Genomic DNA, 15,602 nt, shown 5'->3' with positions numbered 1-15,602 from the left:
TTTGATTACACTGTCAAAAGAGAATTATCAGCAACAGGCTGACTAATATAAGCGTGATGTCGGGCATCCTGATTAATGCTTTCATTGCGTGGGAATGAAAAACGATCCTGCTTTAACAGGCGTTTTAATGTGGTATATCGCGGGGCAAGTGATTCATATCCGATACACACGCGCCGCCACACAGCCTCATGCTGATGCATTGGCGTCCGACGCATCATGGCTTCGATGGCCTCTGCTGCCCACGCGGAATGACCTGTCTGCACATTGTCTATTGTGTTATGTAAATCGACAAAAGCGGTGCTGAAGCCGTAATGCTTTAGAAAACGCCGTGCCGAAAGATAGCCGCCGCCAACGCCAGAAAGTTCCATGGCCAGATTCATACCCAAAATTTCAGCCTGATAGCGCACCGGGAATTTGCCAATCGACAACCAGTACACCGGCAGTGCGAATGATGCCTCTTCCAGCCGCGCATCAAACGCAAACTCCCAGCTTCCGGTAGGGGGAAGTTGAATATCCATTTGCTGCAACACATCACGATAAATCTTGGGATGATTTAGCTCCCAGAGGCCATTACCCAGTTCATCCCAATAGGTTCTGAACAGAGAAAATCCAATGATTGAGCTTGCCAGACGAATATCAGTGAAGCCTTGCAGCCATCCGCCATCAATCAGCGTTAATGGAGCTAACTGCAATGTAGAATGAATCACCTCGTCACGCGCTGGCAGCGCCCCAGGATCGCTGTTGCTAAACGCCTCTCCGTGCGCATCGTGTTGTGCCATAAGCCACTGCTTTAGGTCTCCATTGCGCCATGCCAGCGGTAAGCGACGTTGACTGGTACGCAACGAGTGTTCGGCATTTTTTAACCAAAACTGAATGTAATCATCGGCAAACTGTCGCGTCCTTCCGCTTATCGCTCGTCCCTGCAGCAGGAAATACGCGTGTCGCAACGAGGAAGGATAGTGTGTTTTCTGTGGCTGCGGTTGATTGAGCGCCACGCTTTCTGTTAATGGTACGCGTTGAATGGCCCGGCGCTGCGGCATGTTTGAATCAGGCAGTCCGGCAATCCAGCGCTTCAGTACAGCCACATCGTCGTCGCTAAAAACGCGAAACATTCGCCCTTTCAAAGAGATCAGGCTGGTGACTAACGGGCTGCGCTCAGGTTTACCCGGTGCAACAAGCTTGCTCTGCGCAATCGCTGCCATCAGAGGATAAGGATCCACTCTGGCATCCTGCAGCCACGTTGAGAGCGATTTTCCCTGTAGCCTGAACTGCTGGTGATAAATTGCACCAGCACGTGCCAGTCGCTGAATCACGCCTGCAGCTTCAGAGAGAGGATCAAGACAGCGCTCCGCTTCTTCACGCAGGTCTTGATCCCATAAATACAGGTTTTCCAGCGCCCAGATCGCGCCGCGCAGCATACGTGTCAGGCGTTCAGGGGCATGCGTTTTAAAATCCGCTATTATGGCGGTAGTTAACGCCAGTGGCTGAACAGTTTGCTCGCCCAGCATGAACGTTGAATTCATGGCAAGGGCGTGCTGTGTATCCTGCTCCAGGCCTAATCCGGAAAGCACCGGCATCAAATCAATTTGGCGGAAGACCCAGTCAATGCCAATGAGTTCGTCGTTAAAGCGATCGCTTCGACGACTCAAAGACAGCAACAATGCAGGTAACCTGAAAGCGTTATCTGTAGTCAATTCAGTTTCTGCAATATCGGCATAGCTGACAGTTAAATGGTGATGCCCTGTTCTGAGTAGCCAGGCGCGAAATGTATCAAACCGCGTAGCATGAATCGCTCCCCCGCCGATATCGTCAGCAAGAATCGCCATTAATGCCAGCTGATGGCTGTCTTCGAATACACCAGGAGCAGAGAGCCCCTGAAGCCATGCCCCCTGAATGGACATCATGGGAAGCAACTGGGCTGCAATTTTCTCTTGAAAGGAAAATAAATGTGAACGTATTGATGCTTGCGAATGCAATATCTGCCAGGCCTTTTTAGCTTCATCGCACCATGCATTAATCTCAGCCGCCAGTGACTCAACGGAAGGAATAGCAGAATGTCGGCTTATTCTGATCGTATCAGTCAGCACATCATCATCGATCCATATTTCTGGATCTTGTGCGTCTTTGAATTTTTTACGCCACACGTTATTTTCCCTTTAGGCTTTTAAAACATGGGATAAATCGAAGAATCGTTCTTTTTCTTCTTCTTTTTACGCGAGAAAATAGAGAATATTTTCTTTAAAAGACGCATCTTTATTTCCTTCTGTTAAATGGCATCAAGGATAATTTGTGATACTTTTCTGTGACCGTAGTCAGTAAAATGAATGCGATCCACAAATATCCAGTCATCATCTTTAATCGCGTCACGGATTAATGGCGTACTGTTTATAAAGTTCAGGCCTAATTCAGCTGAACCATGTTGTAGCTGACGCGCATATTCTTCACAAACTTCATATTTAAGAATGTCACCATACTGTTGTGAGAAGCCACCCAATTCATCCAGCTCCGCGAAAATGATTTCTTCTTCTGCTGAACCTTTTTCTCTGACCCAGCCGGAAAGTGGCTGAAGAATATAGGTGAGCTTCGCGCCCAGTAATTTGGCCATGGCTTGCCAGACGGTAAGATGATTCAAAGTGAGCTGGCTGGCGAAAGCGATCTGTTGTTCCATGCCCGGCACGGATTCGCTTACCGCTTGCGGCTTATTTTGAAAAGGCCAGCGAAGCCCCCGACTATTCTTACTCTCCAGCGCATCAAAAAAAGTATGGCAGTTAAAGAACGCGCCATTATCTCCACGCATCGCAGCAGGTTGACGCGCCAGACCCAGGTTATTGAAACCAGAGAACAGGACGATTTCATCGATCTTTGGTAAATGTTGATGGTAAAGCGTCAGTAACAGCAGTTCCTGCGTGGAATTGAAACTGCGCCCGCCAAAGTTGAGCCATCGCCCGCCATCCGGATCGCGCTCGCTCATACAGGAGGATAATGTCCAGCGATCGTGGCTGGCACCAATACCAAATACGGTCGAACTTCCCGCTAACAGTTTGTATCCCTTTTCGCCATTATGTTCAGCAACTGAGAAAGCTCTTTTATTTTTTTCGGTATACCTGAAGCCAAATCTATCGGTATTAACAACAGGGGAAACATGTGAGGTTGGATGAAAATACATCAAGTAAGGCAGCCATCTTACCAGCCCACTATCGGTAAATTTTTCTTCATATTCTTTCATATAAGGAATAAGGCTTTGACGATTCATGGTTACCGCTACACTCGCTCACTTAGTTAATAACCGTGAATTAGTTAACCACGTCAGTCTACAAGACAAAAGATACAAATATTAATTATTTTCATGATTTTGCTGCGGGGATTAACATTTAAAGCTGGATAAACGATGTCAAACTGTGTTTTTTTTCAGTACAGTAATATTACAGCCATCCACTTTCAGGTTCACCTCATTCATCATGAAACTTTATATGAGCGTAGCAGCGCATCTGCGCGAAAGGATTGAAAAGGGCATTTTTTCCAGCGGTATGCGTTTGCCTTCAGTACGAACCTTGAGCAGCGATCATGGGGTAAGCGTAACTACGGTCCAGCTGGCTTACCGCCAACTCGAAAGTGATGGTTTAATCGAATCTAAACCCCAGTCTGGCTATTATGTTAAAACGATACCGGTATTGCCTCGCCCTATGGCAGCAAATGATATCAAGGCTTTCTCAACAGAGCCTGTGGAGTCACAAAACAGCGTGGAGTTTGAGTACTACATGGAGCACCCCGGACTGCTACTGGGAACAGGTTATCCCTGTATGAATGCGCCTTCTATGGCTCCGCTGTTTACCGCTTTACATCGTCAGGCACAAAATTACGTGCAGTCCCCACAGACCCGGCGGCATCCCTCAGGCTTATTGGCTTTGCGCGAGCATATTTCACATTTGATGTTGGATGCCGGCTGTCAGAGTCGGACAGACGATGTCATTATCACTAACGGATGCAAAGAAGCGCTGTTCATTGCTTTGAAAGCCAGCTGTGAGCCTGGCGATTTAGTGGCTATAGAATCCCCCTGCTACTTTGGTATTCTTGAGCTACTTAAAATTGCTGGTGTTACACCAGTGGAAATACCTGCCGATCCGGTGCATGGCTTAAGCCTTGAGGCTCTTGTTGTTGCGCTGGAAACGTTGCCGATTAAAGCGGTTTACCTTTCACCAAACTGCAACAATCCGCAAGGGTATACCATGTCAGATGTACGCAAGCGCCAGTTACTTAATATAGCGAATAAATATGATATCACTTTAATTGAGGATGATATCTATAGTGAACTTAGCTATCTGTTGCCGCGGCCAAGGCCCATAAAATCCTGGGATAGCGAAAACCGCGTTATATTATGCAGTTCTTTCTCTAAAACCTTAACGCCTGACATGAAAACCGGATGGATATTTGCTAATCGCCAGCAGAAAAAACTACTTAATTTAAAACTAATGACTTCCGGTGTAACAGCAATAACGCCGCAGATGGCTATCGCTGATTTTATTGAGCAGGGACATTATGCCAGGCATATTCGTAAAATGCGCCTACTCTATCGAAAACACCTGGCGATAGCACAAGAGAAAGTGTTAGCGTATTTCCCCAAGGGAACACATTTTATATCGCCGCAGGGCGGCTATCATTTATGGATTAACTTACCAAATGAAATTCAGATAAGCGAACTATGCGCTCAGTTGGAACTGAAGAAAATTAAAATCTTGCCAGGCACTCTATTTTCACCACAAAAGCGTTTCACTTCATCACTACGGTTGAGTTATTCCTCGCTGCATCTGTACGATGCTGACGAGATGATTGAATCGCTGGCGCAATCAGTCAGGCAGTGTCTTACCGAGGTAAAAAGTTCTACATTTGGTCTGTGACATCAAATAAAGCACCGCTTTCGATGCCAGGTGCCAGTGTTAACCGTTGCGGTAGGCTTAGCCTGGCAGATGGTCTCCTGCGATTCTGCCGTAGCCTTGGCCATGAAAGGCAGCGCTTAACAGAAATCGCACCTCCATTTGCCCGCGATCGATAAATGTCGAAACCTTAGCAAAATAACGCTTCCGCAGGGAAATCCGTTATGAGGGTGGCGCAAAATACCACCGCTTATCACCTCTGTTTAGCCGATTGAAAAATGCACAACACCGTATGATGCTTCCCAGAAAAGAAACGTATCCGCCGGAGTTTGTATGTCTGAGAAAGATCCTGTTGTTGAACGCCTGTCGCTGGAGCTGCTGGCTCTGCGTCAAATCGTCCAGATGCTGATTACCTTCGGCAATGTCCCCACCGGCGGCAAGCTGAATAAATATCTGGAAAACCTGGCAAGTGAAGTTGAACACCGTAATGGCCGGGAAGCGAACAAAGCCATCGCCGATGTGATTCGTAGCTATATCCGTTCTTAATGCCCAAACCCATACTTAATTCTGACCCCGCAACAGTGCAGGTTAGCTGCTGCGGTTTTTTCTGATGCAAGCTATGCAAGAGTGTGGGATACCGCGTTTTCGCTTGTTAGCGAGGACGTTGTCTGATTGCGCCCGTTGCGTTTTGAGATAAACAGCTGTTTATCGGCGGCAGAAACCAGCCGGTTAAACGACTCGCTTACGTTATTAGTTTCAAGAGCGCCGCTGGCTACGCCGATACTGACGGTAACGGCAACACCACTGCCGCGCAGCATAATTTTTTCCTGCATAATGCGGTGACGAATCGCCTCCGCTTTCTCCAGCAGTTGTCCATCGCTTAGCCCGAAAAGCAGTACCAAAAACTCTTCTCCGCCAAAACGACAAACCAGCCCCTCCTGCCCTACCGCCTGTTGCATACGCTGCGCAACCTCAAACAGCACCGCATCGCCTGCATCATGTCCGTAGTTGTCATTAATGGATTTAAAATAATCGACATCGATCAACAGCACACCGGCTACGCGCGCGCGCAGATCGCTGGTTTTTTCCAGCTGATGCAGTTGTTCGTACAGGCCTGAACGTGACAGTTGGCGGGTAAGGAAATCATGGTTAGCGCGCAGCGCCAGCTGATGATTAAGCTGCCGGATGGCATCCATACTGACGGCAACGATCAGCGGGCTGATCGCGACCGTCGCCACGCCCAGCCTCGCTGAAGCCAGATGTCCCAGCGGCAACAGGCTATCGTCCCCCTGAATATTCATCAAGCCATGCATAACCAAAACAATTTCGCTGATGCCGGTTATCAGCGTAAGGCCGCTGGTCAGCCAGAGCGGATAGCTGATGGCGCACCAAATCAGCGCCGGTACGGGAAACGAGAGACTGCCGCCGCCGCCAATCACCACCGCCGCACTCAGCGACAGTATTAACGATGCTATCGGCAGACAGTTCCGCCAGCGCCGCAGCGTTGAAAGCAATGATGGCCTTCGCGGCAACGTCAGCAGAAACGGCAGCAGCAGGACGCCGGTAGAAAACTGTTCGCTTAGCCAGTCGCTCCAGGCAGGCAGGAAGCGCTCGCTAATAAGCAGCCCCTGAGCAAGCGCCCCCCAGGTGGCGCAGGCAATCGAAGCCAACAGACAGGCAGGGAAAATGTTCAACGCGCTTTTTACTCTACCCGAGGCGTTAAGCAGCCCCGGTCTCTGGATCAGCATGGAGACAGCCACCAGGATAAACAGCAGATTAGCGCCGTTCAGGGTAAAGGCGGGTATCGCCCAGCCGGAAAAAAGGGTGTCGTTCAGAACCATCGCGCTATAACACACCAGATAGTAGTGCGGTCGATGCAGCCAGGAGAAACGCACAAAAATAGCGGTCAACAACGCATTAATCGGCCAGAACAGCGACAGCTCAGCGGGCAGACGTAAATGTCCGCCAACAAAACAAAAGAACAGAGTGAAAACAAACAGAATGAGGGCATTTTTGAGCGGTCCGTTTTTATCAAAAAGCGTAAATTGCATAACCGGGCGTACCTGTTGCGTTGCTCTTGCCGTCTTCAGAGTCTCCATCGCAAATTCATTAAGGCGGCATATTATCTGGAGCGCCAATGTCATTCTGGCGAAGCGGCGCATCTTATCATGGTGTGTTCCATCGGCAGGATGAATCTTCTTCAGCCGGTAAAAATAAAACAGGCACTCATTGAGTGCCTGAGGAGACTAACCCGCTTACAATGCGGCAAGAGCTGGCAGATTATTTTACCGCCACCGGCCATTGATTGAGGCGTATGCCGCGTCGCGGCGCTTTTTCGCCAAAATCTTTCAGCACCGCTTTTACGTCGGGATCGAGATAATCCACATTATCATGATCGACAATCACCACACTGTTTTCCGGGATCTCATCCAGCAGGTTCTGCAAACGCGGATTATGCATAAATGTCAGATTCTGCTGCAGGCGTAAAACATAATGGTCATCGTAACGAGTAAGATGCATCGCGTTACGATGGCTTTTATAAATGCTGTACAGAATCTGGGTAGCAATCCCTAATCCAATACCGGCCAGCATCCCAAAAGCGATAATGCCTACAATAGTGGTGATAAAAGGTACAAACTGCTGCGCGCCCATGCGGATTTGATCGATAAACAGACGCGGCGTAGCCAGTTTATAACCGGTATACAGCAGTACTGCCGCCAGGCTTGCCAGCGGGATCACATTCAGCAACTCGCTGAACCACAGGCCGCAGATCAGTAGCAGTACGCCATGCAGCAGAATAGAGATTTTACTCTGCGCGCCTACGCTGACGTTCACCGAACTGCGGACAATAACCGCGGTAATGGGCAAAGCGCCAAGAAAACCAGCCAGGGTATTACCGATGCCCTGCGCCACCATCTCTTTATTTGGCGAAGGTGACGGATTCTGCGGGCGCAGCTTGTTCAGCGCCTGCTGGCTAAGCAGCGTTTCCAGGCTGGCCACCAGTGCCAGCGTAACGGCAACAACATACACCGACGGATTACGCCACGCCTGCCAGTCAGGCCTTTCCAGCTCGGCAGTGAGCGCGCTGAGGCTATCAAATTTCGGCAAGGAAATACGCGGCAGGTTAGTGATAAATTCCGGCTGCAACCGCTCGCCAAACAGAGTAGCCAGCCCGCCAAACAGTACGGCGATAAGCGGCCCGGGGATCCAGCTTAGCGCCTTCACTTTTTTCACCACCGGCGTCGTCCATATCCACAAAATCAGCAGACCGACCGCAGCGACAATGATGGCCGACACAGAGAAGCTAAACTCACCGCTAAACAGCGCGCTCAGTTCACTATCGCCGCTGGCTCCCAGCGCAACCGGGATCTGCTGCATAATCAAAAGAATACCAATAGCCGCCAGCATCCCTTTGATCACGCTGCCAGGCACCAGCGCGATAAAGCGCCCGGCCCGCAGCAGGCCAAGTACGACCTGAATCACGCCCGCCAGCACCAGCGCCAGCAAGAAGGCGGAAAACGATCCTAATGAAGCAACAGATGATACGACAATTGTGACCAGGCCAGCCGCCGGGCCGCTGACGGCAAAGCGTGATGGGCTAAAAGAGGTGACGACCAGCCCGCCGATCACGCCGGTCAGCAGGCCAACGAACGGCGGCAAGCCGCTGGCCTGAGCAATGCCCAGACACAGGGGCAGCGCCACCAGAAACACGACAAGGCCGGCAGGCAGATCCTGCCGAAGCGTCTTTGGAATCATGGCGATGTTTCCTCTGCAGATTGCTGAATTAACTCGGTTAAATGTCCTGACTGCAGATCGTAAACGCAGCCGAACAAATCCAGTTCTTTACCGCTACGCCAGGCTTGCAGCACCGGGGCGCTGACCGCCAGGTTAGCAAACTGCGCCAGTACATTGGCCTCAACCAGGCGATTATGGCGCGCAGTGTCCGCCTCGCCGGCGGCATGAAACGCTGCCAGCCCATCCGTAAGCGCCATGCGCAGGGCAGCAATACGCCGTGACAGCGGGGAGTTCTCCTGCGCCAGCGGACTGTCCGGCAGCGCGACGGCGGCCTGTACGCCTCCACAGCCATAGTGTCCGCACAGTACGATGCGTTTTACCTCAAGGTACTCCAGCGCATATTGCAGCACGCTCATAAAGTTATCGTCATCGGTTAACACCATATTGGCGATATTGCGATGCACAAACAGTTCTCCCGGATCGGCACCGGTCAATACCTCTGCCGGTACACGGCTATCAGAACAGCCAATCCACAGCGAGTGTGGCTTTTGCTGATGCAAATAGCGTTCAAAATAGCGCGGGTTACGCTGTGTTTTTTGTAAGGCCCAGCTACGGTTTTTTGCTAACAGGGGTTTCAGGGTCGTCAAAGTCGTCGTCTCCATTCGGATAAATACAGGCAAGCCTGGGCGACAGTTAAACTTCATCAGGAAATACCGGAAGAGCCAAATAAAGCCTCCGGCAAATAAGTAGTACCACTTTTTATATTAAGTGCAGATTGTGAAAAAACAATTATTCCAGAAAGGGTGGGAGTGTAATTTTATCTAAAGGCAATGTATAAAATGAGTAAATAGGATTATGGACACTTGTAATGGCAATAAAATATAAAAAATTTAAAAACCAATTAAAAACAATTAGTTAAATAATAAAAATCCCTTTATTTTAAACGATAATAATAAAACCATGCATTTTAAAAGGTTATAATAAAATAGACGTCAATCTCATTATTAGCATGGCATCTCAATTTTTATGGAGCATACCACCGGTTATTTATCATAAGAAAAAACGATGACAGCCTAATAAACGCCGGTCCTGTTGGTCTGAGGCGCGATAAATAATAACGCACGCAATTAATAAATCGTTTATCAGACCGGCGTTGGCAAACATTATTATGGTGCATCATTACATTCATTGTTGCCGTAAAGAATTTGCGTTTATTTACTTAACAGAGTGAAAAAAATTTATCAGGCTGCTGGTAGTCATGGCCAGCCTCATCCTGTTTAATGACGGATATCGCTGGTCAGTCGCTGATTCCCTGTAAGGATGCTCTATGCAAAACGCCGCTCCGGTTCGTACCTCTGCTCTGCTCACTTCGCTTGGCTGGCTGGACCATGCTTTTTTGCCGGCGGGAATAGCACCGCCAGAAGAGACTGCCTGTGGTCATCAGCGACATAGCCCTACTATCGTAATGTCTGAAGAGGCTTTCCCGCGCAAGCAGTGCGAAGCAGACGGCGTGATCGCTACGGATTCACGCCCTGTGGCCGTATATACTGCAGATTGCCTGCCGGTGCTGATTGCCGATACGCGCCAGTATCATGTTGCAGCTGTACACGCAGGGCTAAAAGGGGCGTTGGCTGGCGTGCTGCCTGCGGCGGTGAATCGGTTATTGGCTTTGGGTGCTACGCCTGAAAGCCTGTTTGTGGCGATTGGTCCAGCCATTGCGCCCTGCTGTTATGAGCTTGGACAGGATGTACTGGGGACGATAACCTCCGACCCGCGTGTTACCGCGCCGCAATGGTTTTCTACCCAGCCCATAAATCCGCATGCGGTACGACCTCAGGCAGAGGCAAAGAACCAGGGGATCTGGTTTGATCTTCCGGCGCTGGGACGACAAATGCTGCTGGATATGAAAATCCCGGCAGCCCAAATAGAGGTGCTGCCGGTATGTACTTACTGCAGCGCTGAGCCGCAATCCAGCTATCGACGAAACGCGCATTTTTCTGACGGATACGCTTTGCGTTACTCCTGGATCCAGCGCCGGACATAACGGCAGCCTTGTAAAGCGTAAAACTGGCGTTGTGGTCGTTTGTTAAGCGCCAGAAGTAAACGCAGAAAAACGGGCTCAGGAACGTGACAGCAAATCACTACTGTATTTAAACAGTTCATTGTCAGAGCGCAGCCCCAGCTTTCTTAAGGCCGACTGTTTCTGCCCGCTAACGGTTTTACGGCTGCGTTTAAATTTAATGGCGATTTGAGAAACGCTCATGCCGTTAAGGAAACAACGGATAACTTCCACCTCACGCGGGCTGAGTAGCTTGACCTTTTCATACAGGCTGCCTTTTTGATTATTCCCTGCCAGCGGGTTTCTCAGTTCCTCGTGGATCACATATAAATCTTCAATCTCATAAGCCATATCACGTGACAGCCAGTGACGCCCGTAGCCGACCTGCCGAATCGCCTGAATCATTTCACTCATATCCTGGCTTTTACCAATAAAGCCTTTCACGCCTGCGTTAAGCACCATTTTTACAACCGCCGGGCTTTCCATCGCTGAAGAAATAAGAATATTTAAGCGTGGATAGTGATTACGCAACTGCTTGACCAGGGCAAGGCCATCCAGTTCTTTTTCGCCTAATAAGAAATCAAGTACTAATACATCAAGCTGTAAATCCGGCAGTTCGGTAAACAGTTGCTGACTGGAGCCAAAAGCCTTGATCAACATCATATCCGGCTCGGCGTTTATGCAGATCTCAAATGCCGTGCGAATCATGGGATGATCGTCCAGTAACGCTACCCGTAAAGGCCGGGCGATCGTTTTCGTCATCTCTTCACTCCTTGAATCATTATCGATGAATAAGCGCATAAATTAATTTGTTACGCGCTGTTGTAGAACGGGCGTAATGTTTTGGCCTGATTGTTATTAATATCTGTCGTTATCGTCTTGGTTATTAAACGCCTTTTCTAACCCTTCCTTGATTGAGCAGACGCGCATAAAAATAACGGAACTGATTAATGCCAGGCCCCTATCCTCAGCTTGCCGTGTAGGCGTGAGGCCTAAACAAGGCATGGAGACCTGAGACAATTCCTGATATTTTTAGCATAAAAAAAAACATACTGATAGCCTGTTTCTCTCGTGCTGACGCGGCACTCAATGAATGACAAAAAATTTTTCTTAATACAAGAAACGTCTCAAAATAATAACGAAACGATAAATCATCTATTTTTTACGCAGGAAAAAACCTATTATACTCAGTAAAGTCGCATATAAAAACTACACCAAGATAAGAAGTTACTCCCCGCCAGGTTTTATTTTTGCAACATAAAAATCTCAGGATAACGCTAATGATAAAAAGGACTTTATATTTTTACCTGGTTTTATTTATTGTTAATTTTCCTGCCCTCGCTCAATTGCCGCAATTAGAACTACAGGTACATACCGACATTGTATTGCCGCCGAAAGAACAGCTTAATGAATTAAAAACGCTTAATTATCCACAACGGCTGCGCGTTGGCGTACCGGGTTCCCCGCATCCCCCTATTTACAACAATATGGAACCAGGAAAATTCGCTGGTATCGCTGCAGATTATCTTGGCGCCCTGCAAAAGATGCTGGATGTTGAATTGCAGATCGTCTCCTACGCTAAGCCAGCGGAAGCAATCCAGGCGCTCAGAAAACAGCAGTTGGATATGTTGGCTTTTTATAATCCCTATCTCTATGGCGAAGACGGCATTATCGCTACCCCACCCTGGCTGCTGGATCGTCCGATTATTGCCCAAAATGAGCGCGCCCCGGTTAACTTCAATAGCGCCATGCAGCCGGTGCTGGCCTGGGCTGAAGCCCCTGGCTTTAGCCAGCAACTGCAACACTACTTTCCAAACGCGCGCCTGAAGCACTATCGCGATGCAGAAATGGCGCTGGCTGCCGTTGCCTTCGGTCAGGCAGATGCCATGTGGGGCAGCGCTGCCAGCATCGAATTCATTCGGCGCTATGGCTACAGCGGTCGAATTAACCTGAGCGCCAGCCGCTCGGTTCCTGATATGAATCTCTCTTTTGGCGTGTCCGCAGCACAGCCACAGCTGGCTAAAGCAATTAATATCGCGCTGCAGCAGATACCCCTGGCGGGCCGCCTGCGCATCGCCACCAACTGGGGGCTGGACTCGACGTTTGTGCTTAAAGCCAATCCGTTACAGCTCAATGCAGAGGATGAGATCTGGCTGCGTCAACATCCAGTGATTCCCGTGGTGCCAAACTGGAACATCGCCCCGCTTTCAATGGTCAATTATGATAACCAGCCTGCCGGGATTGAAGCAGAGCTTCTGCAACTGATTAGTGAACGCACCGGCGTGAAGTTTGTTTATCCTGAGCCTTTCGCCGCCAGGGATAATAATATTCTGGCGCTGCGGCTGGCAGAACTGGAGCCGGAACATCCCGATCCTCATCTTGTTTATTCACGCCCGTATATCGTTACGCCATGGGTAATGGTGCAGAAAAACAATAACGATCCAGCCTGGTCCCTTTCGGCGTCGCCAGGCAGGAAGCTGGCGATAGAAGCACGTAGTCCTGTGCGCAAATGGCTACAGCAACAGTATCCCGGCACTAAAATACGTATCGTGGAGAATGCGCAGCAGGCTTTTGAATTGTTAGCGAGAGGCGAAGTTGATGCCATTATTCAACCCAAAATTATCGCCGATTATCAGTTAAATAATCAGTATGCCGGTCATCTGCGGATCAGCCGCACCCTGAACAGCAAGCCTGCGCGTTTCGTTATGGCCACCCAGACTGAAAATCTGGAGTTAATGCATATTATTGATAAAGCCCTGCTGGACATTTCGCGTGACACGCGGGAAAGAATCGTGCTGCGCTGGCAAAACGCCCGTCACGTCGATACTTATAATTACTGGCAATATTACCGCAGCACCATTATTAAAATTACGCTGGGGATCGGCCTGCTCGCCCTACTGATCCTGCTCTGGAACCGGCATCTGCAGCACATTATCCGCGAGCGCACCCGTGCAGAACAGACCTTAAAAAACCAGTTAACCTTTACCAATACGCTGTTTGATGAGTCGCCGGTAGTGATGTATGTCCGCGATCGACAGATGCGCCTGCTGCATTGCAACAAGGCCTACGTCGATTTCCTGCATATTCCACGTGAACAGCTGTTGGGTACAGCGCTTGATGTGCTGCCAACAGAGTCTGTTATCAGGCAACGGTTTCAGGAAATTTATCAACAGACCTTTGAAGAAGGAAAACCTCTGGTGCAGGATCTCAACATGCATTATGAGGGGCGCGACTATTACGCGTTGCACTGGGCGCTGCCCTATCGCGATCATGCAGATAATATCGTGGGCGTTATTGGCGGTTGGCTGGATATTACCGAGCGCTATGAGTTGCTTACCGCCCTGGAAAAAGCCAAAGAGGAAGCCGACCGCGCCAACGAATTTAAAAGCCGCTTTCTGGCAAATACCAGCCATGATATTCGCACCCAGTTACATGCGATTATTGGCCTGCTGGAGCTGGAAATGCGGCGCTCGCCGCAACCGCTTGGGCCGAACATCACAGCCGCTTATGACGCTGCCACTACGCTGCAAAATCTGATCGGTAATGTACTGGACTTATCGAAAATTGAATCGGGGATTTTAGAGCCTGAACCGATGCCCACCAACCTGGTGACGGTTGTGGAACAGCTGTTTGCTCTGTTCCACAGCAAAGCTGAAGCGCGCGGCCTGCTCTTTCGCAAAGCGCTCAGCGTGGTACATCCCTGCGTGCTGATTGATGCCACCATGTTTAATCAAATCGTCGCTAATTTGCTGAGCAACGCGCTGAAATTTACCCATGCGGGTAAGGTAGAAATTACGCTGTATCAGCAACCGGACGCCGCCGAGCTGGCAAATAAGCGCGGCCGCTATATCCTGAAAGTGAGTGACACCGGCTGCGGTATTAGCCCTCATGAGTTGCATAAAATTTTCGATCCCTTTGTTCAGGTAGGCGATCGACATAGCCAACAGGCGGGAACCGGTCTCGGCCTGAGTATCTGCCGCCATCTGGCACATCTGTTGGGCGGAGAAATCAGCGTAGAGAGCGAGTCGGGTACAGGCTCCGTGTTTATTTTTAGCTTTTGTGTGCCGCTATGCGAAGAAAATATGCCAGTCAACGAGAACCACGGACAGCATCAGGGCGACGGCGTTATGCGCATTTTGATCGTGGAAGATCACGCCCCGAACCGGCTGCTGCTGGCCCAGCAGCTGATCTATCTGGGCCATCAGGTTATTGAAACAGAGCGGGCCAGCGAGGCGCTGGTTTGTTGGGAGCAGCAGAGAAACGCCATCGATTTAATCATTACCGACTGCAATCTTCCTGATATGGATGGTTTTATCTTTGCCCAAACTTTGCGCCAGCGTGAAGCGGAACTGGGGCTGCAGCCGGTACCGATCGTTGGCCTGACTGCCGCTGCAGAAAAGACGATCCAGCAACGCTGCATCGATGCCGGTATGAATTGCTGCCTGTTTAAACCAGCGAATATCGACACCCTGCATAGCTTTATCTCTACCTCTGTTTACGTGAACGCGCCCGCAGTACCGGGCAACGGGCTGCTTGAGCAACTGATCGATGTTGATCCTGATGCCTGCGCCAGGCTAATTACCAGCGCAATTGATAGCCATCGCCAGCTGATCATTCAGCTACAGCAATGTCATCAGCATGCTGAGATCATTACCCTGGCCCATACATTAAAAGGCGGAGCGCGCCTGCTTAATGCGGTGCGGCTGGAAAAGCTGTGCCAGCAGTTAGAAGACAGCGAAAGCGATGATGTCCATCTTGATGAACTGTGTCAGGAAGTGATTAATGAAGTGCAGGTACTGGAGGCCATGCTGCTTACCCGGCTGCGATCGTTAAACCGCGACTGACCCGATCTCAGGCTCTGTCTTAAACGTCTGCCCCGCTTGTCGGGCAGGCGTTTTGCTTCAGGCCCGCTACTTTTTTGATGTATCTCACAGGCT

10 protein-coding genes are annotated in these 15,602 nt (G+C 49.7%); 4 read left to right on the top strand and 6 right to left on the bottom strand.

Annotated features, from left to right (window positions below; translation table 11 throughout):
- Positions 1-5 precede the first annotated feature (5 nt).
- Together ACQE32_RS14140 and ACQE32_RS14135 are read right to left on the bottom strand one after the other, a co-directional pair.
- On the bottom strand, positions 6-2,144 hold the full coding sequence (locus ACQE32_RS14140; RefSeq protein ID WP_427021959.1) for an iron-containing redox enzyme family protein: 2,139 nt from the start codon (positions 2,142-2,144) through the stop codon (positions 6-8).
- A 122-nt stretch (positions 2,145-2,266) separates the two neighbouring features.
- Positions 2,267-3,253 (bottom strand): hypothetical protein, encoded by a 987-nt coding sequence (locus tag ACQE32_RS14135; protein ID WP_426981854.1) that lies wholly within the window; start codon positions 3,251-3,253, stop codon positions 2,267-2,269.
- Between the two features lie 205 nt (positions 3,254-3,458).
- Here ACQE32_RS14135 and ACQE32_RS14130 point away from each other — a divergent pair, with 205 nt between their 5' ends.
- Positions 3,459-4,895, top strand: coding sequence for a PLP-dependent aminotransferase family protein (locus ACQE32_RS14130; RefSeq protein WP_427021958.1), 1,437 nt, complete (start codon positions 3,459-3,461; stop codon positions 4,893-4,895).
- A gap of 309 nt (positions 4,896-5,204) precedes the next feature.
- Complete coding sequence (locus ACQE32_RS14125) at positions 5,205-5,417, top strand: hypothetical protein (protein WP_426973344.1); 213 nt, start codon at positions 5,205-5,207, stop codon at positions 5,415-5,417.
- Between the two features lie 71 nt (positions 5,418-5,488).
- On the opposite strand, the gene ACQE32_RS14120 is transcribed toward ACQE32_RS14125, so the two are convergent.
- The 3 genes from ACQE32_RS14120 to ACQE32_RS14110 form a co-directional block, all read right to left on the bottom strand.
- On the bottom strand, positions 5,489-6,922 hold the full coding sequence (locus ACQE32_RS14120) for a diguanylate cyclase (protein WP_427022041.1): 1,434 nt from the start codon (positions 6,920-6,922) through the stop codon (positions 5,489-5,491).
- A 229-nt stretch (positions 6,923-7,151) separates the two neighbouring features.
- Positions 7,152-8,627 (bottom strand): SulP family inorganic anion transporter, encoded by a 1,476-nt coding sequence (locus ACQE32_RS14115; protein WP_426973342.1) that lies wholly within the window; start codon positions 8,625-8,627, stop codon positions 7,152-7,154.
- Positions 8,624-9,268, bottom strand: a complete 645-nt coding sequence (locus ACQE32_RS14110) for a carbonic anhydrase (protein ID WP_426981856.1) — start codon at positions 9,266-9,268, stop codon at positions 8,624-8,626. Before ACQE32_RS14110 ends, ACQE32_RS14115 begins: the two co-directional genes overlap by 4 nt.
- A gap of 665 nt (positions 9,269-9,933) precedes the next feature.
- On the opposite strand from ACQE32_RS14110, the gene ACQE32_RS14105 reads away from it, so the two are divergent.
- Positions 9,934-10,650, top strand: coding sequence for a polyphenol oxidase family protein (locus tag ACQE32_RS14105; protein WP_426973340.1), 717 nt, complete (start codon positions 9,934-9,936; stop codon positions 10,648-10,650).
- A 75-nt stretch (positions 10,651-10,725) separates the two neighbouring features.
- Here ACQE32_RS14105 and ACQE32_RS14100 read toward each other — a convergent pair whose 3' ends face one another.
- Entirely contained in the window at positions 10,726-11,427 is a 702-nt protein-coding gene (locus tag ACQE32_RS14100; RefSeq protein ID WP_426973339.1) for a response regulator, read from the bottom strand.
- Positions 11,428-11,945: 518 nt separating this feature from the next.
- Here ACQE32_RS14100 and ACQE32_RS14095 point away from each other — a divergent pair.
- Positions 11,946-15,509 carry an ATP-binding protein gene (locus tag ACQE32_RS14095; RefSeq protein WP_426981858.1) on the top strand — a complete coding sequence of 1,188 codons (3,564 nt, stop codon included), beginning with the start codon at positions 11,946-11,948 and terminating at the stop codon, positions 15,507-15,509.
- The last annotated feature ends 93 nt before the right edge of the window (positions 15,510-15,602 follow it).

The organism is Pantoea sp. FN0302, from assembly GCF_050113775.1.
GTDB lineage: Bacteria > Pseudomonadota > Gammaproteobacteria > Enterobacterales > Enterobacteriaceae > Mixta > Mixta alhagi.
Note: the sequence above shows the minus strand (reverse complement) of the source record. Positions and strands in the feature narration are given on the sequence as shown.